Origin of the sequence: Chryseobacterium formosense, assembly GCF_900116415.1 — a bacterium.
GTDB lineage: Bacteria > Bacteroidota > Bacteroidia > Flavobacteriales > Weeksellaceae > Chryseobacterium > Chryseobacterium formosense.
The window spans coordinates 762366-786906 of the sequence record NZ_FPAP01000002.1 but is presented as its reverse complement, the minus strand read 5'-3'; the positions used below and the strand labels follow the sequence as shown (position 1 = coordinate 786906).

Here is a 24541-nt window from a genome sequence, read left to right as displayed (position 1 = left end):
TTAAGAATAAAATTGAATAAAATTTTTGTAGGCAGTTTCCATGTCATTGTGATCGATTTCGTACAATGCTTTTGCTACTGCGGCTTTCAGGCCTTCAACCTGTGTAAGGTCGGTATCCCAGAACAGTTTTTCGCTCAACGCTTGTTCTGAAACAACTTCGTAATCTTCGTTTTTCCAGATTTCTCTGAATCTGTTTACGATGGCTTCTTCGTCATTCAGAGGAAGAGATTTTTCACCAAAACTTCCCTGATAGAATCTGATTAAACTTGCCAGCGAGAATGTTAAATTCAGTGGCAGTTTGTTATTTCTTTCAACATACGTCAACAAACTCGGAACCACTCTTACTTTAAATTTAGAAACAAAATATAAAGCGATGCTTGCCAGATGATGCTTGATGAAAGGATTTCTGAATCGGTCGAAAACTTCTTCCGCAAACTCTTTCAGTTCAGTTTCATCTAAACCTAAAGTCTGATTGACTTCATTAAATATAGATTCGCTTAAAAAAGTTCCGATAAACTGGTCATCGATTGCTTCTTTTACGATTTCTTTTCCTGCTAAAATGGCCGGAGCCAACATCAATGTATGTCCGCCATTCAGAATTCTCACTTTTCTCAAACGGTATGGCTGAATATCATCCACCACCAAGATCTGTTCGTTGATTTGATCGAAAGGGATTCTCTGCTTTAAATCTTCACCTCCCTGAATCACCCATAAAAGGAATGTTTCAGAAACCACCATCATCGGATCTTCATAATCCAACTGATCTTCATACGTCGCAGCGTCATCTTTTGGATAACCCGGAACAATTCTGTCTACCAACGTGTTATGAAAGTAATTACTTTGTTCAATCCATTGCACAAAATCTTCTTCTAAATTCCAAAGTTTTGCATATTTTAAAATAATACCTTTTAAAACAAAAGCATTATCTTCAATCAGTTCACAAGGAATAATTCTTAACCCTTTATCTGCTGCTCCGTTGAAATGCTTGTATCTTTCATGAAGTAAAACCGCTACTTTCGCTGGGAAATTTTTGTGCGAACCTTCGTAGGTATTTTCAGTTTCGTCGTAAGCAATTCCGGTTTCGGTTGTATTTGAAAATACAAATTCGAGTTCCTCTTCTTTAGCCAAATCCAAAAAGCTGTTATAATCTGTATAAGGATTAATTGATTTCTGAATTGCCGAAATCACACATTTTTCATCAACGATTTCACCTTTTTTAATTCCTCTTGAGAATAAAGTGTACAAATTTCCCTGTTCTTCCAGTTTGTGAACCGAACCGTTTGGTGTAGGCTGTATGTTGACAATTCCTGCGGTGAAATCTGCTTCTTTGTTTAATTTATCAATCACATAATCTGTAAATCCTCGCATGAAGTTTCCTCCTCCGAACTGTACGATTTTGATTGGTAATTTTGTATTGAGTCCGCTGTTTTGGCGGTTTAATTGTTGTTTTGTCTGATTTTCCATCTTCTTGTTGATGATTTTTTAATGCAAAGTCCGCAAAGGTTTTTTGGACAAAATGCTGTATACTTTTCGTTCGCAAAGGCGTTTCACTCAGCTAAGAGCAATATAAAACCAGTTTGCTTTTTATCTATTTTAGTCTGTTTAAAATTTTATTTTCTAAAAAACCTTTAAGAATGATTTTTTTAAAATTTAAATTCTATTTATTGATCACCTTATATTTAGGAACCAATGATTTCATTACAACCCACGCAATAAGATAAGCAACTGCACAGACTGAAAAAATAATCATGTATCCTTTGTCAATTCCGTCTACAACTACAGCTCCTGATTTTTCCAATTGTTCGAAGAATCCGTCCGGTAATCTTTCATTGATGTATTGAGGATATTTTTCCAACAAAGGAACTCCGTCAACTGTTGACCAAGCTTTGTGAGCATGATCGAATAAAACTCCTGAAGATTTATTAATGATAAACGATCCGATTCCTCCTGCCATTCCGCCAATTCCGGTGATGGTTGCGATGGCTTTTTTCGGGAACATATCGCCTACGGTTGAGAATATATTTGCCGACCAAGCTTGGTGTGCTGCCCCTGCAATTCCGATGATTAAAACCGGAATCCAATAGGTTGCTGAACCTAAAGGTTGTGCCAATAAAGCCAGTAATGGAAAAAATGCGAAAATCAACATAGCTTTCATTCTTCCTGAATACGCGTTCATTCCTTTCTTTTCTACAAAATATTTTGGAAGCCAGCCTCCAATAATCGAAAGTAGAGTTATCATGTACAATACGAATAACGGCAATGCGCTTTGTGTGGAATCCATTCCGTAAACGGAGCTTAAATAAGCCGGAGTCCAGAATAAAAAGAACCACCAAACACCGTCTGTCATGAATTTCCCAAAAGCAAATGCCCAAGTCTGTCTGTAGCTAAAACATTCTTTGAACGTGAATTTTTTTTCTTCCGTCTGAACAGCATTTTCTTCGACAACCGCATCTTCCTGATCTTGATTGATATAAGTCAGCTCATGTTCGTTTACTTTATGATGCTCGTGGGGTTTTTTGTAATAGAAAACCCAAAGTCCCATCCAAACAAATCCTAACGCTCCGATGATGATGAACGCCCATTCCCAACCCATTGATTTTGCAATGAATGGAATTGTAATTGGTGCTGCCAAAGCTCCAACCGTAGCTCCTGCATTCCAGATACTTGTGGATAAAGCTCTGTCTTTTTTAGGAAAATATTCAGCGGTGGTTTTAATCGCTGCCGGGAAATTTCCAGCTTCCCCAATTGCCAACACAAAACGTGCAAATATGAACAGTGTTACACTCGTGCTGATAATTGCACCTGTATTAGAAACCGTTCCAATTAATTCTTTAGAACCGTGGAAACCTGCAAACCAGTCTCCGGTAAGGATTCCAGCGGTTGCAATTCCGCAAAATGCATGTAAAACAGCACCTACAGACCAAACTCCGATTGCCCAAAGGAAACCTTTTTTGGTATCCATCCAGTCTACGAATTTTCCTGCGAAAAGCATTCCTACTGCATAGAAAATGGAAAATAATGCGGTAATATTTCCGTAATCATTATTGTTCCAGTGAAATTCCGGAGCAATAAAATCTTTCCACGTTAATGATAAAACCTGACGATCCAAATAATTGATGGTCGTGGCAATGAACAGTAACGAACATATCGTCCATCTGAATGTACTTGGTTTAAGAGACTTAACCGAACTCATACTTGTTTAGAATTTAGTTATTTGTTTAAAAATATTTTTAACGCAAAGTTTGCAAAGATTTTTTGACTACTAACTGTTTTTAAGTTCGCAAAGGCGTTTCACTCAGCTAAGCTCTCAAAGTCTTTTTATTTGCGTTATAACTTCTTCATTATTATTTTAAAGCTTGGATAATTTCCAGAACTTTCTTCGTTTCATTTTCAATGGTTGTGTAATCTTTGGCAGCCATCAAATCTTTACTCACCAATTTGCTTCCCATTCCCACTGCCGAAACTCCTGCTTTGAACCAGCTTTCGATGCTTTCTTTCGTTGTATCTACTCCGCCAGTTGGCATAAATTTCAGATTTGGGAAAACATCTTTAATCGCACTCATAAATCCTGCACCCAAAGCATTTCCAGGGAATAATTTGATAAACGTTACTCCTGCGGCTTCAGCTGTGATAATTTCAGTCGGTGTCATACAACCCGGACTGTACAATACATCTTTTGGAATTAAAAATTCTGCAACTTCCGCCACAAAACCGGGACTGATAAAGAAATCTGCCCCAACTTTGTAATATTCTTCAGCCTGTTGTAGATTTTTAATCGTTCCGATTCCTAAAAGCATTTCCGGCATTTCCGCATTACGGATTTCTACCATTTTTGTGAAATTACTTAATGCAGCTTCACCACGGCTTGTGTATTCCACCGCACGAATTCCTGCTTTGTAAAGCGATTTCAATATGTCTATAGTTACCGTTTCATCAGCATTGTAATACAGGGGTAAAATCCCCTGATTGATGATGGCGTTGGTAACGGTTTGAATTTTTGTCATTTTGTCGAATTATCTCGTTTAAAAATAATTTTTGATGGGATGAAATGCATCCTTTAGTGTGCTGTTCCTTTAAAGACTTTTATATTAATCTTCTGTTTTTAACGCAAAGTCCGCAAAGATTTCCTTTTTAAACCTTGATATATATTTTTAAGTTCGCAAAGGCGTTTCACTCAGCCAAAAACACAAACGTTTTTAGTTTATTTTAGTTATTAAAAGCCATTAGCCAAACCAACTACCTTTTTATTCTTCCTCCGGAATTTCCGGCCATTACTTCGAGGATGTCTTGTGCGCTGCAATAGTTGATATCGCCTAAAATAGTGTGTTTAATGGCGCAAGCTACGTTGGCGAAGTTTAATGCTTTTTCGTCGTCGAAATTTTTTAAACCATAAATTAAACCTGCTGCAAAAGCGTCACCCGTTCCGATTCTGTCAACTACATTGTCAATTTCTAAAAATTTAGTTTCAAAATAATTTCCGTTGACTAAAGCTCTTCCCTGAGTTTGTTGAGAACTCGCCGTAACACCAATTCTTATTTTGTCGAAAATTTTGTGGATTGATGTACATTGATTTTTTAACTCTTTACAAGCTTCCAAAAATCCATTTTTATCTGATGAAAACTGTGTTCCTAAGATTTCGTTGATTTCATTTACACCACCGATGAAAATGGTTGATAAAGAAACCAATTCTTTCAAAACTTCGTTTCCATTTTTGCCATATTTCCAAAGATTGGAACGGTAAGCCGGATCGGTGGTCACTTCAATTCCCATTTCACGGGCGGTCAATAAACCTTCTTTTAAAGTTTCGTAAGCTGATTCTGAAATTCCTGGGCTGATTCCTGTCCAGTGAAAATAATCACAACTTTCCAAAGCTTTTTTCCAGTCGATTTTCTCTGATTCGATGTTGGCAAAAGAACCGTTCAGTCTGTTGTAAGCAATTCTGCTTGCCCGAACCGATGATCCCACTTCTAAAAAGTACAACCCTAAAGGATGCTCATTTTTAGAAATAAAATTGGTGTCAATTCCGAAACTTTTTACAAAAGAAAGCGCCGATTCTCCAACAAAATCATCTGAAACAGAGCTTACGTGTTTCACTTCGCAACCCATTGTTGCCAATGAAGAAGCGACATTGAGCTCAGTTCCGCCGAAGAAAAATTCCATTTCATGGCTTTGCTTCATGGTTCTGTTTCCGGGAGGCGAAAGTCGCATGATGATTTCACCGAAAGTAAGTATTTTACCCATAACTTTTAGTTCACTTTTAAACCACAAAAGGCACAAAAGATTTGAAGTTGAATATATTGAAAATTAAAGATCAATAAGTTTAAGTTAAAAATAATCTTTTTTTTGAATTTTTTAAACCATTAAGGTTTTGAAGATTTGAAGATTTTTTAAGTTGAGCTATGCTTTAAGCATGATGCTTACTAAATCTTAGACTTAAACTTAATAATTTAATTTCCTTAATGGTTTAAAAATATTTTGAATCTCTCGCAGATTTAGCTGATGACGCAGATCATTTTAAATCTGCAAAATTTACTCAATCTGCGAGAGATTAATTTTATTTAAATTTAAAAATCGAAATAATTTTTAGCATTATTGTAACAGATATCGGAAATTGTTTTTCCAATAAGTTCCATATCGTCCGGTAATTCACCGTTTTTCATTTCTTCTCCGAATAAATTACAAAGCACTCTTCTGAAATATTCGTGTCTCGGGAAAGATAAGAAACTTCTGGAATCTGTTAACATCCCAACGAAACAGCTGATTAATCCCATGTTTGAAAGGGCATTCATCTGCTTGATCATCCCGTCTTTCTGGTCTAAAAACCACCATCCTGAACCGAACTGTACTTTTCCTTTGATACTTCCATCATTGAAATTCCCAATCATGGTTGCGAAAATTTCGTTGTCGGCAGGATTTAAGTTGTATAAAATGGTCTTCGTTAATTTATCTTTTCCGTCTAAAGCGTTTAATAATTTAGACAAAGTTTCAGCCTGAACGAAGTCACCGATAGAATCCCAACCCGTATCCGGCCCCAAAATTCTGTGCATTCTTTCGTTGTTGTTTCTCAACGCTCCCAAGTGGAACTGCTGTACCCAACCAAATTTGTGGTAAGCTTCTCCTAAGAATAAAAGAATGGCTGTTTTAAATTGATTTACTTGCTTCTCAGCAATAACTTTTCCAGCTAATTTATCAGCAAAAATTGTTGAAACTTCTGCTTCGGTAGCCTCTTCGAAAGAAATATTGTTTAATCCGTGGTCGCACAATCTGCATCCGTTTTCGTGGAAATATTCGATTCTTTTCAGCAAAGCATCGCATAAAGTCTGGTAAGAATTGATTTCAATTCCTGCCGATTCGCCTAATTTAGCAATATAATCTGCGAAGTTGTGGTTCTCAATTAAAATCGCCTTATCGGGACGAAATGCTGTGCTTACTTTTACTTTCCAGTCGCTTTTTGCCAAATCCTGATGGTAATTCAGAATATCGGTAGGATCTTCCGTCGTGCACAGAGATTCTACATTCATCATTTCCAATAAACCTCTTGTCGATTTTTCCGGAGTCTGAAGCTGAGCGCTGATGTTGTCGTAAATTTCTGAAGCGTTGTTTTCATTTAACAATTCATCAATTCCGAAATATCTTTTTAGTTCTAAATGCGTCCAGTGATACAACGGATTTCTCAACGTATACGGAACTGTTTTAGCCCAAGCCTCGAATTTTTCTTTATCTGAAGCATCTCCGGTAATAAATTTTTCGTTCACGCCCATGGTACGCATTGCTCTCCATTTGTAGTGGTCACCAGCAATCCAAACCTTTGAAATATTTTCAAAAACTGTGTTTTCTGCAATATCTTTAGGAATCAAATGATTGTGATAATCAATAATCGGCTGCTTTTCTGCGTAGTTGAAGTATAATTCTTCAGCGTATTTATTCTGTAATAAAAAGTTATCTGTAATAAAAGATTTCATTTTTGTAAAATTCTTGCGTTACTCGTTTGAAGGCTTGCCGATGGTTGCTAAAATCCCGCCATCAACGTAAATAATCTGTCCGTTGATGAACTTACTTGCGTCTGAAGCTAAGAAAATAGCCGTTCCTGCAAGATCTTCAGGATTACCCCATCTCCCTTCCGGAGTTCTGCTGATGATAAAATCGTTGAACGGATTTCCGTCCACTCTTATTGGTTCTGTTTGAGACGTTGCAAAATATCCGGGACCGATTCCGTTTACCTGAATATTGTGTTTCGCCCACTCTGTTGCTAAATTTTTGGTAAGCATTTTCAGTCCGCCTTTTGCAGAAGCGTACGCTACTACATTATCACGACCCAGCTCACTCATCATTGAGCAAATATTGATGATTTTCCCAGCTTTTCTTTTGATCATGTGCTTTCCAATTAATTTGGACATGATGAAAGGCCCGGTAAGATCTACATCGATTACTTTTCTAAAGTCTTCCACTTCCATATCAACCGCCGGAATACGTTTGATGATTCCTGCATTGTTGACAAGGATGTCTATTTTTCCATGAGTAGCTTCCATTAGGGCTACCTTCTGAGCGGCTTCCAGTTCGTCGGTTACGTCAAAAATATAGCCAGTTGCTTTGTATCCTTTAGAATGATAATATTCCAGCGCTTCGTCTAATTTTGACGGTGTTGTACTTGTGATTGCCAGTTCAGCACCTGCAGCGGCAAGACCTTCTGCCATTGCCATTCCTAATCCGTGAGTTCCGCCTGTAACAACGGCAACTTTACCGGATAAATCGAATAAATTCATGTAGAAAATTACTTTAGTTCGTTAGTTTTAACAGCGTCCATGTCGCCATAATCCATATTTTCTCCTGCCATTCCCCAGATAAATGTGTAGTTGGAAGTTCCAACCCCTGAGTGAATCGACCATTCCGGAGACAATACCGCTTCATTGTTTTTCATAAAAATATGACGGGTTTCGTTCGGTTGTCCCAAAAAATGACTTACCGCCTGACCTTCCTCCAGATCAAAATAGAAATAAGCCTCCATTCTTCTGGTGTGCGTATGAGAAGGCATCGTGTTCCAAACACTTCCTTCGTGCAATTCGGTCATACCCATTTGCAGCTGGCAAGTTTCTAATACGCTATTTACAATTAGTTTATTGATTGTTCTTCTATTTGCGTATTTTGTTTCGCCCAATTCTACAATTTCAGCTTCGTTCTTGGTAATTTTCTTTGTAGGATAAGAATGATGAGCCGGCGCAGAATTGAAATAAAATAAAGTCTGACCTTCATTTCCGTTTTCAAAAACAACATCTTTTGCTCCTTTTCCGATATATAAAGCTTCCTTATTTCCCAGTTCGAAAACTTCACCATCAACGGTCACCTTTCCGGCTGCCCCTACATTGATGATTCCCAATTCTCTTCTGTCTAAGAAATTTTCAGCTTTTAGATCATCTGTCGGTTCCAGCTTTAATGCACTTTTTACAGGCATTACACCACCAACAATCATTCTATCATACATAGAATATACTACATTGATCTGATCTTCATTAAATAAACCATCCATCAAAAACTCCCTTCTCAAGTCTTCAGTTGTATATTTTTTTACATCTTCCGGATGATGGGCGTATCGAAATTCTGATTTTGTCATACTTTAGATTTTAAACTTAAATTATGGTTTTAAAAAACCTGTTAAACATTGCGTAATCGATTGCATAAAATTACACTAAAATTTTACAGAAATACTTGTGGTCTAATATAGAAATTATATTTAACCTGTTAACAAAAATTTAATTTAAATTTACAAAACATTGATTTACAGATTAATAAAATTAAAAATATTTTTATAACTTATACTTTACAAGTAGAAATTGCAGCATATTTTCACCTAAATTTAGTGCAAAGCATCCATTAAAATAAAATCATGCCAATAATTTGACTCTGACTGTCCCAAATATCATTTATATAATCATATATAATATAAAATGAAAATAGTTTGACGTTTTAGCTATTTTTTTATCATTTATAAAATACACAAGTTTTAAGCTACAAAAAAGATGATAAAAATCACACTTTTAATACAAATTTAGTTTTTGGTTATAGTTTTTGGGAATTTTTTCGAATAAAAAAAATGAAAATTAAACAAAAAAAATAGATTTTCGAAACTTAAACATTATAATTTACAATCTTTTTTAGCTTCTATTTAAAGCATTTAATAACATAAATAAAATCCTGATTATCAACAACATAAATTAAAATCATCAAGTAATATTTTGCTATTCTTAACAAATTAAATAATCAAATTAATAAAAAAATAACATTTTTTTCTTTGCGTAATCAAAAATAATATTAGTTTAGAAGCCAAGATATTTTATTGTAAAAAATTACGCAATCGATTGCACTCTAAACAGCGTAGAAAGTTTAAAATATTTGCTGAAAAACAGAATTACTTAAAAATCCACAAAAACTAAAGAGAAACAACACATTTCTCAACCCAAAATTAAACTATATAAGGATACGTAAATGGATAAAAAAGTACAATCAATAAAGTGGTTATATTTAACTGCTTTCCTTATTCCTGTACTCGCTATGGCTCAGGAAAAAGAGAAAGAAACCAAAATCGACGAGGTGGTTTTGGTAGGGTACAATAAAGTATCGAAAAAAGATGTTACCAATGCCGTTTCATCTGTAAAAGGAGAAGCCTTAAAAGATATGCCGGTAAACTCGGCCGCTGAAGCGATCCAAGGAAGACTTGCCGGAGTTCAGGTTCAGGCTAGTGAAGGAAAACCCGGCGGAGATGTAGATATTACCATCCGTGGCGGAACATCCATTACCGGAAGTAACGCTCCATTATATATCGTTGACGGCATCCAAATGGATAACGCCATGACTATTCTCTCCCCAAAAGAAATTGAATCTATCGAAGTGTTAAAAGATGCTTCTTCTACTTCTATCTATGGTTCGCGAGGTGCAAACGGGGTTGTTCTAATTACTACTAAAAGTGGTCGTAAAAAAGCAATTACCACCATTAATTACAATGGTTTTACCGGAGTAAGAAAAATCATGAATACACTTGATGTATTAGATCCTTACGAGTTTGTACTGTATCAATATGAATTATACAAAAAGAATGGCGTTATAGGTGATGCTGATGATATTGCTTTTAATACCAGATATGGTAGTACCTATAAGGAATTAGAAAAATACAAATCGGTTCAGAGGAGAGATTGGCAGGATGAATTATTTGGCAATGAAGCATTTAACTTCACTCATAATCTTAGCGTAAACGGAGGGTCTGAAAAGTCTGCATTCTCTTTTACTTTAAATCATGTGGATGAAGATGGTATTATGCTTGGTTCTGGCTTCAAAAGAAGCATGGCCAACTTTAAGTATGACTATGACATCAGTAAAAAACTTAAATTCGGAATCAACGCAAGATACGGAAGATCTTTAACGAACGGTGTGGGAACTTCCAGCAGCGGCTCTCAGAGTAATAACAGATTGAGAAACTCTGTAAGATACCAACCTTTTGAAGGAGGTTCTACGGTTCCTGTTGATGATTTTGATCCAAGCTATGCCACCAACACCAACTTGGTAAACCCTCTTCTTTTAAATGATAACGAGGTAAGAGATCACAGAATCAATGACTTATTATTGAATGCTTATCTTAACTATAACATTACGAAAGATTTGACGTTCAGAAGTGTTGTAGGTTATGTACAAAGAGATATTTCTACTAATCAGTTTTGGGGTACTGTGACTGCACAGGCAAGAGCAAATGCCGATATGCCGATTGTACAGCTTGACCGATCTCAGACAAGAAGAATTACCAATACCAATACATTAAATTATACCAAGAAATTTGGTCAGCATAAACTGGATGTTCTCTTAGGTCAGGAAATTATACAAACCGATGGAGAATCGAGTACCAATTATGTAAAATGGTTTCCAAAATCGATCCTTCCTAATGAGGCATTTGCCAATATTGCAGCGGCAACGCCACCTCCGGGATTGATTCAGGATGCAGCAAGAACTGCTGTAATTGCTCCAGACCGTTTAGCATCATTCTTTGGCCGTGTAAATTACATTTTCGCCAATAAATACATCTTTACCGCATCAGTAAGAGCTGATGGATCGAATGTTTTCATGAAAGGAAATCAATGGGGATACTTCCCTGCTGCTTCATTGGCATGGAAAGTTAAAGAAGAAAAATTCCTGAAAGATGTTGACTGGCTAAATGAATTAAAACTTCGTGTAGGCTATGGTCTATCGGGGAATAATAGAATTACCTCTTATCTTTGGGCAAACTTCTATAATATCAACGCAAACAACGGGTATGTATTCGGAACATCCGTTACACCGGGTGCTGCAGTTTCTACAACCCAAACCAATCCTAATGTGAAATGGGAAGCTACTGTTTCTAAAAACGCAGGTATTGATTTTGAATTTTTCAAAGGAAGACTTTATGGTAGCGTAGACGGATATATCACAGATACCAAAGATCTATTGGTGTTGGCAAAAGTTCCATTCCCGGGATATGCAAACCAGTTTCAAAACTCAGGAAAAACCAGAAATAAAGGTCTTGAATTTACCGTGGGAGGATCTGTTATAGATAAGGAAAATTTTGGTTGGAAAATAGATGCCAACATTTCTACCAATAAAAATACCATTTTAAGTTTAGGTAGCGGTACAGCTGCAGGCCAGGATTATTACTTAGTTCAGTCAGGAGGAATCGGAGGTTTCGACTTTATTGCTAAAGTAGGAAGCTCAGTAGGAACTTATTACGGATATGTAACTGAAGGAAGATATGAAATTTCTGATTTCGATTACAATGCATCAACCAAGGTTTATACATTAAAAGCAGGAGTTCCGAGCAGCAGCGCAATTGCTTTGGGAGCAAAAGCTGTACAACCGGGAGATCTTAAATTAAGAGATTTGAATGGAGACGGACAGATTACCGACGCAGACAGACAGGAATTAGGAAGCGCACTTCCAAAATTCTACGGAGGTTTCAACCAGACATTCAGATATAAAAATTTCGATATGAGTTTATTCTTTAATTTCTCAGTAGGAAATAAAGTGTACAACGCCAACAAAATCGAAAATACTACTCAATATCTTTATAGAGATAACAATATGGATGCTGCTGTTGCAGACCGATGGAGATGGTTTGATAACGACGGTGTGAAAGTTACAGACCCGACCCAATTAGCCGCTTTAAATGCTAACACAACGATGTGGACTCCGCCAACAGGACAATACATTCTTCATTCTTACGGAATTGAAGACGGATCATTCTTAAGATTAAACAACGTAACTTTAGGATACACATTACCAAAAGGATCTTTAGAAATGATTGGTGTGAAAAACTTCAGATTATATGCAACGGTAAACAACTTATTCGTAATTACCGGGTACTCAGGCTATGACCCTGAAGCAAGTACAAGAAGAAATCCTTTGACTCCGGGTGTAGATTACGCAGCATACCCGAGAAGCCGTTTCTTTGTAACAGGTGTAGATATCACTTTCTAAAAAATTTAAAAATGAAAAAAAGCAAATCAATATTTATTTTATCTTGTCTTGCGGGAACACTTTTCTTTACGAATTCCTGCAGTGATTTTCTTAATCCTGAAAATCTTTCAAGTATTTCTGAAGCGCAGCAATTTGACAGTACTGCAGATACATTTTCAGCTTTAGTGGGAGTTTATTCCCAGCTTGGGGGTGATGATGGTTATGGGCAAAGATTATCATTAATTATTCCTCAGTCCGGTGACGATTTCAGAACATCCGGAAGCTACAACTGTAATGACAGAAGAGGAGTTGCCACTTTCGGAGCATGTACTACAAATACGGAACTTAATAATCCTTTCGGAAAATTATATACAGGAATAGAACGTGCCAATTTAGTGATTAAGAACATCCCATTATCACCTGTTTACCAGACAGGATCTGTAGATGATAAAAAATTAATGGATAGATATTTGGGTGAAGCATTGACTCTTAGAGCTCAGTATTATTATGAACTGATCAGAAACTGGGGCGACGTTCCTTTTTATCTTGTTCCTGCATCTGATGTAGCTGAACAAAACCAGCCAAAAACAGATCGCGATATTATTTATGATCAGCTTATAGAAGATTTGGCAAAGGCTTCAACGCTAGTACCATGGAGATCTGAAGGCGGAACGACAAGTAACAGAATTTCAAAAGGATTTGTAAAAGGACTAAGAGCAAGAATTTCTTTGGCAAGAGCAGGATGGTCTTTAAGAAGAAGCCCACAACAGATGATGCAGGGTTCTAATCCTCAAAAATATTATCAGATCGCTTATGACGAGTGCAAAGATATTATGAATCATACAGGAGAACATGCATTGAATCCTAGTTATGAAAGCGTATTCAGAGCACTTCACACCAATTCTCAGGACGCTACCAACGAAGTTATTTTTGCTGTCGGAGCTTTCGGAGGAGGTACAAGAACAGACTCTAAAATCGGATATTACAACGGTCTTAAACATCATGATAACTCAAGCTGGAAAGGCGGCGGCGGAATCAATGCATTACCAACCTACTTCTACGAGTTTACAAAATATGATTTAAGAAGAGACATGAATGTAGGAATCTTCACTGTGAATGCTTCAAATCAGGCTGAATTGGTAGCTGCAAACTCATTCACAGATTCTAAATACAGAAAATCATGGACAAACATTACAGGTCCTTCCCAGACATTGGCGGTTGACTGGCCTTTACTAAGACTTTCTGATGTCATGCTGATGTTCGCTGAAGCTGATAATGAAATCCACGGTGCTCCTTCTGCTGATGCAATTAATGCAGTAAAAGCGGTAAGAAACAGAGCGTATGCAGGAAATCTGGGACAGGTAGGAACAATTCCTACAGATAAAGTTGGCTTCTTTAATTATATCGTTAAAGAAAGAATGCTGGAATTAGGTTCTGAGGGAATCAGAAAATACGACTTAATCAGATGGAACTTGTTAGCAACTAAAATTGCCGAAACAAAACAGAAATTGACTGATTTTATCAACGGAGTCGGTGCTTATGCAAATGTTCCTTTGGATATTTACTATAAAACTTCCGCATTCGATCCTACAAAAACAGCTCAGCAAAATATTACCACTATTGACGTATTTACAAATACCGGAGTAGCAAAAGCTGATGTATTCTATGTACCAAGCCAATCTACCACAATACCTGCAGGATATAAGAAAATTGCTTGGAGATCAGGAGTTTTACCAACGTATGTAAATGATCCTTCTGCCGGTTATGCACAATATTTCCAGGCAAATAAGAGAGAACTTCTGCCAATTTATTTCGAATTTATACAGAATAATCCTGCTCTTACACAAGATTATGGTTATTAGTAAAAATATACATTCATATTAATTAATTTTCAGTACAGACTTGCTCCTTCCGGGAGAAGGTCTGTACTTTTCTTCAAAGAAAAATTCAGAGATATGCAGATTTCAGGTTTAAAAAATAAAATCACATTCTTATCTATTTTCTCCGCAGTCATTATCAGTCTTCTTTCTTTCAAGATGAAAGATGAAAAAACCATCATCGTTTCGAAAGACGGAAAAGGCAATTTTACGACGGTTCAACAGGCAATTGACGCTGTTGGCGAAGGAACATCGGTAAGAACAAAAATTATTGTAAAACCGGGAACATACAGAGAAAAAATCACTGTTTCAGATACAAAAAACCCGATCATACTAATTGGAGAAAATCCTGAAAACACCATTCTTGTTTACGGAGATCATGCTTCAAAACAAAATGCAGAAGGTAAAAACATAGGAACTACAGGTTCATCGAGTCTTTTTATCTTTTCTAATGATTTTTCGGCAAAGAATATTACGTTTCAAAACGATGCAGGTCCGGTCGGACAAGCCGTTGCCGTTTTAACAACAGGTGACAGAATTGCTTTTGAAAATTGTAAATTCTTAGGATTTCAGGATACACTTTATACAAAAGGTGCACAAGATGCTTTAGATAAAACTAAAATTTCAAGAAATTATTTTAAAGACTGCTATATTGAAGGAACTACCGACTATATTTTCGGAGCCGGAACTGCTGTTTTTGAAAACTGCATCATTTATTCTAAAAAAAATGCTTCTTACGTTACTGCAGCTTCTACAATTGAAGGAAACGAATTCGGTTATGTATTTATTAACTGTAATGTAACAGGAGATGCTGAACCAAATTCTGTATATTTGGGACGGCCTTGGAGGCCATTTGCAAAAACAGTTTACGTCAACTGCGCAATCGATTCCACAATAAAAAAAGAAGGATGGCACAACTGGGCAAAACCCGATGCTGAGAAGACTACTTTCTATGCAGAATACAGTTCTAAAGGTGCCGGAGCCAATGTTTCAAAAAGAGCTTCATGGTCAAATCAGCTGACAAAGGAGCAAAGTAAAAAATATTCTTCAAAAAATATTCTTTCCGGAAAAGATAACTGGAATTTCAAAAAAGCTTTAAAATAAGCCAAATCAAAGAATTATGAAAACAGCTTTTATTATAGCTTCAATATTTGCAATTTTCACCTTACAAAACTGTACTGCTCAGTCTGCTCCGTCAGATAAGAACGAAACCGTGATTTCAGGAAAAACAATCAGCTTTCCCGGAGCAGAAGGTTTTGGCAGATTTACAACCGGAGGAAGAGGCGGAAAAGTTTTATTCGTAACCAAATTAACAGATGATGGCTCTGAAGGTACTTTAAGATATGCTGTAGAACAAAAAGGCGCAAGATATATTGTTTTTAAAATATCGGGAACCATTTATCTGGAATCTCCTTTAAGAATAAAAGAAGGCAACGTTACCATTGCCGGACAAACCGCTCCCGGAGACGGAATCACGGTTGCAAACTATGAAACTTTCGTTGCAGCAGACAATGTGATTATCCGTTTTATGAGATTCAGAATGGGAGATCAGAAAAAGTTTGAAGGTGATGCTTTAGGGGCAAGATTTATGAAAGGTTTAATGGTAGATCATTGTTCGATGAGCTGGTCTACCGATGAGACGGTTTCTATTTACGTCAATGAAAACACGACGCTTCAATGGTGTGTGATTACAGAAAGCTTAAGAAATTCTGCCCACCAGAAAGGCGCTCACGGATATGGTGGAATCGCAGGTGGAAAATTCGCATCTTTTCATCATAATATTTATGCGAATCACGATAGCCGTAATCCAAGATTGGGAGAGTATGCAGGAAGTAAATTTGCCTTAACCGATTTAACGGATTTCAGAAATAATGTCATTTACAATTGGGGACACAACAATGTTTATGGCGGAGAAGGAATGAACGTCAACATTGTTAATAACTACTACAAACCTGGGCCTGCAACTTTAACCAAGAAAAGAATCGTTGCTATCGATAAAAATACAAAACCTGAAGCTGAAGTATACAACATTTGGGGAAAATATTATATCAGCGGAAATATTTCTGAAGGCAATCCTGAAGTAACCGCAGACAATTGGGAAAAAGGAGTTTTCAACCAGATGAATAAAGCCTATAATCTTACAGATGCAGATAAAAATTCAATTAAAATCAATCAGCCACACGATATTCAGAATAATGTAAAAACAGATTCTCCGAAAGATGCTTATGAAAAAATACTGCAGATCGGTGGCTCGAGTTTCGCGAGAGATGCAGTCGATTTGAGAGTTTTAAAAGATGTAAAAAACGGAACATTCACTTATGAAGGTTCGCTGGGAAGCAAAAACGGAATCATCGATTCTCAAAAAGATGTCGGTGGATTTCCGGATTTAAAACCTGGAAAAGCGCTTCCCGATTCAGATAATGACGGAATGCCTGATGAATGGGAAACCAAGCATCATCTTGATCCTAAAAAAGCAAATGCCAACGGAAGAGATTTAGACAAAAACTACGATAATATCGAGGTTTACACCCACAGTATTGTGCAGGATATTATCAAAAAACAATAATAGTATTTTTACTAAAATTAAATTAAAACAGAAAAATAACTTTAAAATATATAAAATGAATTTCATTAACCATAAAATTAAAGTATTGGCATTTGCTGCTTTAGGATCAGGAATATTTCTGGCTTGTGCCCAGACTAAAACTGTAGCAGCAACAAAGCCGGCAAAACAAACTTCGCAAGCAGGAAAAGTAGTTCCAACCAACTTAAAATGGTCTGAAAGGATGATGCTTTCCGAAATGCAGAGATTCCCTGAAGCATGGATGCTGGATTTCAGCAAAAGCCCGAAATGGACCTATCCTTCTGCAATCGTTTTAGACGGCGCAGAACAACTCTACATGAAAACCGGTAAAAAAGAATATTACGATTACATCAGCGGTTTTGGTGAAACTTTAATTAAAGAAGATGGGACAATTCTTACCTATGATTTAGATAAGTACAATATCGATATGCTGAACAGCGGAAATGTTCTTCTTTATCTTTATGAAAAAGAGAAAAAAGACAAATACCTGAAAGCACTTCAGACTTTACGTTTACAAATCGACGGACAGCCAAGAACCAATGAAGGATCTTTCTGGCACAAAAAAATCTACCCTTATCAGGTTTGGTTAGACGGATTGTATATGGGAATGCCTTTCTACACACATTACACAAAAGATTTCACAAAAGGTGCAGACGCTCAGAAAGCGTATGACGATATTGTGATGCAGTTTGACTCGGTTCAGAAAAATCTTTTAGATAAAAAAACAGGTCTATTGTATCACGCTTGGGACGAAAGCAAAGAACAGGCCTGGGCAAATAAAGAAACAGGACTTTCACCGAATTTTTGGGGAAGAGCAATGGGTTGGTACGGAATGGCGATGGTAGATGTTCTTGATTATTTACCTGAAAATCATCCGGGAAGAGCGAGAATTATTTCTTACATCAAGTCGTATTCAGACGCTGTTATCAAATATCAGGATAAAAAATCAGGACTTTGGTACCAGGTTTTAGATAAACCTTTGGCAAACGGAAATTATGAAGAAGCGACTGCTTCAGCGATGTTTGTCTACACGATGATTAAATCTGTGAACAAAGGTTACCTGCCAAAATCATATAAAGCTGCTGCTAAAAAAGGCTACGATGGAATCATCAAAAATCTGATTACAGTTGATGAAAACGGAGTTGTAAATTTAAATAAATGTTGTGCTGTTGCAGGTTTGGGAGGAAAACCTTACAGAGACGGCTCTTACGAATATTACGTAAACGAGCAAATCCGTTCAAATGACGGAAAAGGAACAGGGCCGTTTATCTTGGCAAGTTTAGAATTTGAAAAATAAATTTGAAACATTAAGAGAATTAAAGGGGTAAGATTTTTTAAGATTAAAATCATAGATTTTATTAAGCATGCAGCTTAAAGCGAAGCTCAACTTAAATTTCCTAAACTTCTTAATAAATTCTTAATGGTTTAAAACTCAAAGTTCAACTAAAAACATTTAGCCTTTGCTGAGTATAAACTGCAGGTTTACGAACGTAGTTCTGCCTTTGCGACCAAAAAATATGCAGTAAGCCATTAAAAAATCTTTGCGCTCTTAGCGTTAAAACGAAATGAATCTGATTTTATGACGACAAACAAAATTTTAAATATACTCTCCATCACAGCATTTTCTATTGCTTCAACTTATCTGAATGCACAGGAAAAACCATACGTTTCCGAAGTTTGGTCTGCCGATCAGGGAAAAAATTATAAGAACCCGATTTTATACGCAGATTATTCAGATCCAGATGCAATCCGTGTTGGAGAAGATTATTACATGACCGCTTCAAGTTTCAACGAAGCTCCGGGATTACCGATTCTTCACTCAAAAGATATGGTCAACTGGAAATTGGTAAACTACGCCATTCAGGATGTTTTACCTAAAGAACATTTTTCAGTTCCAAGACGTGGAGATGCAGTCTGGGCACCAAGTATCCGTTTCCACAAAGGAGAATTCTACATTTATTGGGGAGATCCCGATTACGGAATTTATATGGTAAAAACTAAAGATCCGCTTGGAAAATGGGACGAACCGGTTTTGGTGATGGAAGGAAAAGGTTTGATTGATTCTTGTCCTTTTTGGGACGAAGACGGACAGGCCTATTTAGTTCACGGTTGGGCAGGAAGCCGCGCCGGAGTAAAAAGTTTGCTCTCCATCAATAAAATGAATCCTGAAGGTACAAAAGTTTTGGATAAAGGCGTTCATATTTTTGATGGTCATGATGCTCATCCAACGGTTGAAGGTCCAAAAATGTACAAAAGAAACGGCTATTACTACGTTTTCGCTCCGGCGGGAGGTGTGGCGACAGGTTGGCAATTGGTTTTAAGATCAAAAAATATTTATGGTCCTTATGAAGAGAAAATCGTTCTTGAACAAGGTAAAACAAAAATAAACGGTCCGCATCAGGGAGCTTGGGTAGATACGCCTTCAGGAGAAGATTGGTTCTATCATTTTCAGGATGTGGATGCAGGAGGAAGAATCGTGCATTTGCAGCCGATGAAATGGGAAAAAGACTGGCCTGTAATGGGGATCGATAACGATAAAAACGGAATCGGTGAGCCGGTTTTAACATATAAAAGACCAAACGTTGGGAAAACCTATCCTGTGATAACTCCAGCAGAAACGGATGAGTTTGATGGCGAAAAATTAGGGTTACAATGGCAATGGAGCGCTAATGAGAACATTGTTTGGTCATCGAAGCTTCCCGGACAGAAATTCCTGAGATTATTCTCCATGAAAATGGGTGAAAACGATAAAAATCTTTGGAATGTTCCGAATCTTTTAACTCAAAAATTTCCGGCTCCAAGTTTTGCGGCTTCAACAAAAGTTAAATTAACTCCCGAAGATGCCAAAGAAGGAAAAACTGCGGGGCTTTTAGTAATGGGAATGGATCACGCATCTATTGTCATCACGAATAAAACCGATGGATATTATATTCAGTTGAGAAAAGCCGAAAAGGCTGAAAAAGGTGGTGAAGAAAAGATTTTATTTGAAACTAAATTAAAATCATCAAACGAAGCTTATCTTAAAGTAAACGTAAATGAACCCAACGGAATCTGCACATTCAGTTACAGCGAAAACGGAAAAAATTTCATCAACGTTGGCGAACCGTTTCAGGCAAAACCCGGAAAATGGATTGGTGCTAAAGTCGGTTTATATTCTGTAAGTACACAGAAAGCCAATCGCGGTGGCTACGCAGATTTTGAATATTTTAGAGTAACAAAAAATTAAAATATTCCCACAGACAGCACAGATTTTCGGAGATGATTGCACTTAATTTTAAAAAAAATCGGTGAAATCTGTGGGAGGTTAAAAACAAAAAAAATTAAGGATATCATTATGAAGAAGTCATTTAAAATCGTAGGTCTTGTTGCGGCAATGTTGTTTTCCGGCCAGTTCTACGCTCAAAATACAGATATTTACAAAGGAATTGAATTTACTATGCCGAAAGTCGTAGAAACTTCTTTCGCAGCCAATACGGTTTCCATCAAAGATTTCGGCGGAGTTGCAGACGGAAAAACCAAAAACACAGAAGCCTTCAAAAAAGCAATCGATGCCTTAGTAAAAAAAGGTGGTGGTAAATTGGTTGTTCCGAGAGGAATGTGGCTGACTGGACCAATTGAATTAAAAAGCAACATCAATCTTCACGTAGAAGAAGGCGCGATGATTGTTTTCAGCAAAGACAAAAGTGATTATCCTTTGATAGACGTAAGTTTTGAAGGATTAAATACAATTCGTTGTCAGTCTCCGATTTCTGCTAGAAATGCTAAAAACATCGCCATCACAGGAAAAGGGGTAATCGACGGAAGCGGTGATGCTTGGAGAGCCGTAAAAAAAGGAAAATTATCTGAAACTGAATGGAAAAAATTCGTCGCTTCAGGAGGAATTGTTTCTAAAGACGGAAAAACTTGGTATCCTTCAGAAAGCTATAAAAAAGGATTTGAGAGCAGCTCAAGTTTCAATGTTCCTGACAAAATCAACAAATCTGAACTGGAATCTGTGAAAGATTTCCTTCGTCCGGTAATGGTAAGCATCGTGGGTTGCGACCAGGTTTTATTGGATGGCCCTACTTTCCAGAATTCTCCGGCCTGGAATCTTCATCCTTTGATGACTTCTAATTTAATTTTAAGAAATCTTACGGTTCGAAATCCTTGGTATTCTCAAAACGGTGACGGTGTAGATTTGGAATCTTGTAAAAATGTTCTGATTTATGACAATACTTTTGACGTTGGAGACGATGCCATTTGCATTAAATCAGGAAAAAATGAAGATGGAAGAAAAAGAGGAATGCCTACTGAAAACGTTATCATTAAAAATAACGTTGTTTATCACGGTCACGGAGGTTTCGTAATCGGAAGCGAAATGTCGGGTGGAGCGAGAAATATGCACGTTTCAGACTGTACTTTTATCGGAACTGATATCGGACTTCGTTTCAAAACGACTCGTGGAAGAGGCGGTGTTGTTGAAAATATTTATATCAAAAATATTGACATGATTAACATTCCTACGCAGACGATTGGTTTCAATATGTTCTACGAAGGAGCTTCTCCGGTTTTGGAAGACGGACAAAAAGCAGAGGGCAACAAAGCTCCGGAAAAAGTGTATCCTGTAACAGAAGAAACTCCGGTTTTCAGAAATATTTATTTTAAAAATATTACCGCAACCAATTCTGATGAAGCCATTACGCTTTTCGGTTTGGCAGAAATGAATCTGAAGAATATTGTGATTGAAGATTCTCAGTTTGACACCAAAAAAGGCTTAACCATTGTAGACGCAGACGGAATTCAGTTGAAGAATGTAAAATTAAAATACACTGAAGGAACAGGAACAACCATCTTGAACAGTAAAAATATAGATCTTTCTACCTTGAAACTAGAATCAGATCAAAAACCAACCATCAAAGTTTTGGGAGCGAAAACCACAGCCGTAAAACTTCCTAAAGATGTAAAAGGCGAGCAATTGAGCATTTCGAAAGAGATTGCGAAAAATGCAGTGAAGTAATTTGAGATTTGAAGTTTGAGATTTGAGATTCGTGATGCGGGATTCACTTACGGGATACGCGTTTCGGGTTTTGGGATTTGAGGAGCTCAGAATAAATTCGAAGCTTTGGAATCAAAGTCCCAAAGGGACGATTTTCTAAAGGATAGGATGCAATCCTATCAAGATTAAGAATATTAGATTGAAATTTTGAAGAGAATTCAGCACACAGGAAAAATTTTAATTTTTCAACTATGTGTTCTAAATTTTTTCAAAGCAGGAAAACTTCAAGGTTTCTAATGTGTCAAAAACTTTTCGGTTAAAAATTAGAGCACAAGCTTTTTTGAACTAAATATTTTAAAAGTTTTAAACTTAAAAACTGCAAAAATCTTTTGTGACTTTTGTGGTTAATAAAAAATTTAAAAATGAGTTTTTACAAACTATATTTTCTTTTTGTTTTTTTTGTAGGAGCAAAAGCATTCGGTCAGACAAAGCCGAATGCTACTCCTTACACAAATGAAGCAACATACGAGAAATTTAAAAAGAAATATCCTTTTGTCACACCACTCAACCGTGCAACGCCAACAAATATTACCGTTGAAAAAGATGTGGAGTACGCCAATGTGAACGGATTATCATTAAAAGCAGATATTTATTATCCTAAAGATCAAACCAAAAAATATCCGGGAATCGCTTTGATTCATGGTGGAGGTTGGATTTCAGGAAGTAAAGAGAATGAGAAATATATGGCTCAGGAATTGGCTTCAAAAGGTTATGTGGCGATTGCTGTCGGCTACCGTTTAAGTGAAGTCGCAAAATATCCTGCAGCGATTGATGATGTGAATAATGCTATTGAGTTTTTAAAGAAAAACAGAAAATATGCTGTTGATACCAAGAAAATTGGAATCTTGGGCGAATCAGCAGGTGCACAGATTGCAACTTTGGTAGGTGTGAAATCAAAAGGAAAAATAAAAGCGATCGTGAATGTAGACGGAATTGTTTCGTTCATCCATCCCGAAGCTGAGGAAAGTACGTATGCTTCTTTTTGGTTGGGTGGCGACAGAAATGTAAATCTTAAAAACTGGAATGAAGCCTCACCATTAGAATTTGTGGACAAAAATACGCCTCCTACTCTATTTATTAATTCTTCACAACCCCGTTTTCACGCGGGAAGAGATGACATGATGAAAAAACTGAAAAGCTATGGAACGTTCACAGAATTTCACGAGATCAAAGATACACCTCATTCATTCTGGTCTGCTGAACCTTGGTTCACAGAAACTTTGAATCTGACAGTAGATTTTTTGGATAAAACGTTGAAGTAATGTGAGATTGAGGCAAAGGTTTAGGTTAGTTGCACCATTTAACTGGCTTAGGAGTTTGGAACGTTAAGAAAATTTAAATTAAATCCGTTAAAAAATTTTCACTGTTTGAGTGGCGGCAAAAAATATTCTTAATATTTCTAATTGTATTCTCCGCCCGAAACCTAGCGAAGTGGTTCGACGAAAGTATAGAGTAAATTTGGAAATTTTAGGATTTATTTTAAATTTTTAGTGGAAAAATCCAGCCTTGAACTTTTGGTTCTTTTGTTTTAAGACAAAAGAACATTAAAATCAAATTAATTTTTTATGAAAAAACTATTTTTAATACTTCTCATTTCTGCTACCAATTTTATATTGGCGCAAAACCCATACATCACTGTTACCGTTGCAAAAGACGGAAGCGCGCAATTCACCTCCATTCAAAAAGCCATTACTTCCATCAGAGATTTGGGACCGGGCGAAGCTTTAATTAAAATAAAAACCGGAACGTACAACGAAAAAATAGTTATTCCATCCTCAAAACATAAAATCACTTTACAAGGGGAAAACAAGGAAAACACCATCATTACCAACGATGATTATTCCGGTAAGACGGATGCTTTGAATGAAAAAATGACCACATTCAATTCCTACACACTTTTGGTGATGTCAGATGATGTTAAAATTTCAAATCTGACCATAAAAAATGCTTCATGCAATCAGGGACAGGCTGTTGCGCTTCATGTGGAAGGTGATCGTTTTATCGTCAAAAATTCCAATATTTTGGGTTGTCAGGATACGGTTTACACAGGCGGAAATCACAGCAGACAATTCTACGAAAACTGTTATATAGAAGGAACAACCGACTTCCTTTTTGGTTCGGCAACCGTTGTGTTTAAAAACTGCACAATTAAAAGTTTAGCCAATTCTTATATCACTGCTGCATCCACAGACCAAAGCAAAGAATTCGGATATGTATTTTTCGATTGTAAATTGATCGCCAAAGAAGGCATCAACAAAGTATTTTTGGGCAGACCTTGGCGACCATATGCAAAAACAGTTTTTATCAATACCGAAATGGGAAATCACATCGTTCCCGAAGGCTGGAATCCGTGGAAAGGCGATAAAATGTTTCCTGATAAAGACAAAACCGCTTATTATGCAGAGTTCGGAAGTAAAGGTGAAGGTGGAAAAACAGAAAACCGTGTAGCGTGGTCACATCAGCTCACAAAAAAAGAAGCAAAAAAATATACCATTAAAAATATTTTAGGTGACTGGAAACCGGAGATGAGTAATAAGTAATTGGTAATGAGTAATTAATAATCTCAAAACTATTTAA

At 36.7% G+C, this 24541-nt stretch carries 16 protein-coding genes; 9 read left to right on the top strand and 7 right to left on the bottom strand.

Annotated features, from left to right (window positions below; translation table 11 throughout):
- The 7 genes from BM371_RS09835 to kduI all read right to left on the bottom strand — a co-directional run bounded on the left by BM371_RS09835 (nt 1) and on the right by kduI (nt 8608).
- Nucleotides 1–1464, bottom strand: a complete 1464-nt coding sequence (locus tag BM371_RS09835) for a tagaturonate reductase (protein WP_034673874.1) — start codon at nt 1462–1464, stop codon at nt 1–3.
- A gap of 193 nt (nt 1465–1657) precedes the next feature.
- Nucleotides 1658–3193 (bottom strand): MFS transporter, encoded by a 1536-nt coding sequence (locus tag BM371_RS09830; RefSeq protein ID WP_034673872.1) that lies wholly within the window; start codon nt 3191–3193, stop codon nt 1658–1660.
- A gap of 151 nt (nt 3194–3344) precedes the next feature.
- Nucleotides 3345–4004 (bottom strand): beta/alpha barrel domain-containing protein, encoded by a 660-nt coding sequence (locus tag BM371_RS09825; protein ID WP_034673871.1) that lies wholly within the window; start codon nt 4002–4004, stop codon nt 3345–3347.
- Between the two features lie 232 nt (nt 4005–4236).
- Complete coding sequence (locus tag BM371_RS09820; RefSeq protein ID WP_034673870.1) at nt 4237–5241, bottom strand: sugar kinase; 1005 nt, start codon at nt 5239–5241, stop codon at nt 4237–4239.
- 323 nt (nt 5242–5564) lie between these two features.
- Entirely contained in the window at nt 5565–6962 is a 1398-nt protein-coding gene (uxaC, locus tag BM371_RS09815) for a glucuronate isomerase (RefSeq protein ID WP_034673869.1), read from the bottom strand.
- 18 nt (nt 6963–6980) lie between these two features.
- Complete coding sequence (locus tag BM371_RS09810; protein ID WP_034673865.1) at nt 6981–7763, bottom strand: gluconate 5-dehydrogenase; 783 nt, start codon at nt 7761–7763, stop codon at nt 6981–6983.
- A gap of 8 nt (nt 7764–7771) precedes the next feature.
- Nucleotides 7772–8608 carry a 5-dehydro-4-deoxy-D-glucuronate isomerase gene (gene kduI, locus BM371_RS09805; RefSeq protein WP_034673864.1) on the bottom strand — a complete coding sequence of 279 codons (837 nt, stop codon included), beginning with the start codon at nt 8606–8608 and terminating at the stop codon, nt 7772–7774.
- Between the two features lie 872 nt (nt 8609–9480).
- Between kduI and BM371_RS09800 the strand changes: the two genes are divergently transcribed.
- The 9 genes from BM371_RS09800 to BM371_RS09760 all read left to right on the top strand — a co-directional run bounded on the left by BM371_RS09800 (nt 9481) and on the right by BM371_RS09760 (nt 24504).
- Entirely contained in the window at nt 9481–12489 is a 3009-nt protein-coding gene (locus BM371_RS09800; protein ID WP_034673862.1) for a SusC/RagA family TonB-linked outer membrane protein, read from the top strand.
- 11 nt (nt 12490–12500) lie between these two features.
- A complete protein-coding gene (locus BM371_RS09795; protein ID WP_034673861.1) occupies nt 12501–14330 on the top strand; it encodes a RagB/SusD family nutrient uptake outer membrane protein in 1830 nt (609 codons plus the stop codon).
- Between the two features lie 93 nt (nt 14331–14423).
- Nucleotides 14424–15449, top strand: a complete 1026-nt coding sequence (locus tag BM371_RS09790; RefSeq protein WP_034673858.1) for a pectinesterase family protein — start codon at nt 14424–14426, stop codon at nt 15447–15449.
- A 16-nt stretch (nt 15450–15465) separates the two neighbouring features.
- Nucleotides 15466–16911 (top strand): polysaccharide lyase domain-containing protein, encoded by a 1446-nt coding sequence (locus BM371_RS09785; RefSeq protein WP_074958669.1) that lies wholly within the window; start codon nt 15466–15468, stop codon nt 16909–16911.
- A gap of 55 nt (nt 16912–16966) precedes the next feature.
- Nucleotides 16967–18226 carry a glycoside hydrolase family 88/105 protein gene (locus BM371_RS09780; protein ID WP_034673856.1) on the top strand — a complete coding sequence of 420 codons (1260 nt, stop codon included), beginning with the start codon at nt 16967–16969 and terminating at the stop codon, nt 18224–18226.
- 282 nt (nt 18227–18508) lie between these two features.
- On the top strand, nt 18509–20155 hold the full coding sequence (locus BM371_RS09775; protein ID WP_034673853.1) for a glycoside hydrolase family 43 protein: 1647 nt from the start codon (nt 18509–18511) through the stop codon (nt 20153–20155).
- A gap of 108 nt (nt 20156–20263) precedes the next feature.
- Nucleotides 20264–21925, top strand: a complete 1662-nt coding sequence (locus BM371_RS09770) for a glycoside hydrolase family 28 protein (protein WP_034677053.1) — start codon at nt 20264–20266, stop codon at nt 21923–21925.
- 401 nt (nt 21926–22326) lie between these two features.
- Complete coding sequence (locus BM371_RS09765) at nt 22327–23226, top strand: alpha/beta hydrolase (RefSeq protein WP_034673851.1); 900 nt, start codon at nt 22327–22329, stop codon at nt 23224–23226.
- A 303-nt stretch (nt 23227–23529) separates the two neighbouring features.
- Nucleotides 23530–24504, top strand: a complete 975-nt coding sequence (locus BM371_RS09760; RefSeq protein WP_034673849.1) for a pectinesterase family protein — start codon at nt 23530–23532, stop codon at nt 24502–24504.
- The last annotated feature ends 37 nt before the right edge of the window (nt 24505–24541 follow it).

What these genes read in the sequence shown, in the direction of transcription:
- BM371_RS09825 (WP_034673871.1), bottom strand. Translation starts at nt 4,004, where the DNA reads ATGACAAAAATTCAAACCGTTACCAACGCCATCATCAATCAGGGGATT.
- BM371_RS09820 (WP_034673870.1), bottom strand. Translation starts at nt 5,241, where the DNA reads ATGGGTAAAATACTTACTTTCGGTGAAATCATCATGCGACTTTCGCCT.
- BM371_RS09785 (WP_074958669.1), top strand. Translation starts at nt 15,466, where the DNA reads ATGAAAACAGCTTTTATTATAGCTTCAATATTTGCAATTTTCACCTTA.
- BM371_RS09775 (WP_034673853.1), top strand. Translation starts at nt 18,509, where the DNA reads ATGACGACAAACAAAATTTTAAATATACTCTCCATCACAGCATTTTCT.
- BM371_RS09790 (WP_034673858.1), top strand. Translation starts at nt 14,424, where the DNA reads ATGCAGATTTCAGGTTTAAAAAATAAAATCACATTCTTATCTATTTTC.
- BM371_RS09835 (WP_034673874.1), bottom strand. Translation starts at nt 1,464, where the DNA reads ATGGAAAATCAGACAAAACAACAATTAAACCGCCAAAACAGCGGACTC.
- BM371_RS09800 (WP_034673862.1), top strand. Translation starts at nt 9,481, where the DNA reads ATGGATAAAAAAGTACAATCAATAAAGTGGTTATATTTAACTGCTTTC.
- BM371_RS09760 (WP_034673849.1), top strand. Translation starts at nt 23,530, where the DNA reads ATGAAAAAACTATTTTTAATACTTCTCATTTCTGCTACCAATTTTATA.
- BM371_RS09765 (WP_034673851.1), top strand. Translation starts at nt 22,327, where the DNA reads ATGAGTTTTTACAAACTATATTTTCTTTTTGTTTTTTTTGTAGGAGCA.
- BM371_RS09770 (WP_034677053.1), top strand. Translation starts at nt 20,264, where the DNA reads ATGAAGAAGTCATTTAAAATCGTAGGTCTTGTTGCGGCAATGTTGTTT.
- kduI (WP_034673864.1), bottom strand. Translation starts at nt 8,608, where the DNA reads ATGACAAAATCAGAATTTCGATACGCCCATCATCCGGAAGATGTAAAA.
- BM371_RS09810 (WP_034673865.1), bottom strand. Translation starts at nt 7,763, where the DNA reads ATGAATTTATTCGATTTATCCGGTAAAGTTGCCGTTGTTACAGGCGGA.
- BM371_RS09830 (WP_034673872.1), bottom strand. Translation starts at nt 3,193, where the DNA reads ATGAGTTCGGTTAAGTCTCTTAAACCAAGTACATTCAGATGGACGATA.
- uxaC (WP_034673869.1), bottom strand. Translation starts at nt 6,962, where the DNA reads ATGAAATCTTTTATTACAGATAACTTTTTATTACAGAATAAATACGCT.
- BM371_RS09780 (WP_034673856.1), top strand. Translation starts at nt 16,967, where the DNA reads ATGAATTTCATTAACCATAAAATTAAAGTATTGGCATTTGCTGCTTTA.
- BM371_RS09795 (WP_034673861.1), top strand. Translation starts at nt 12,501, where the DNA reads ATGAAAAAAAGCAAATCAATATTTATTTTATCTTGTCTTGCGGGAACA.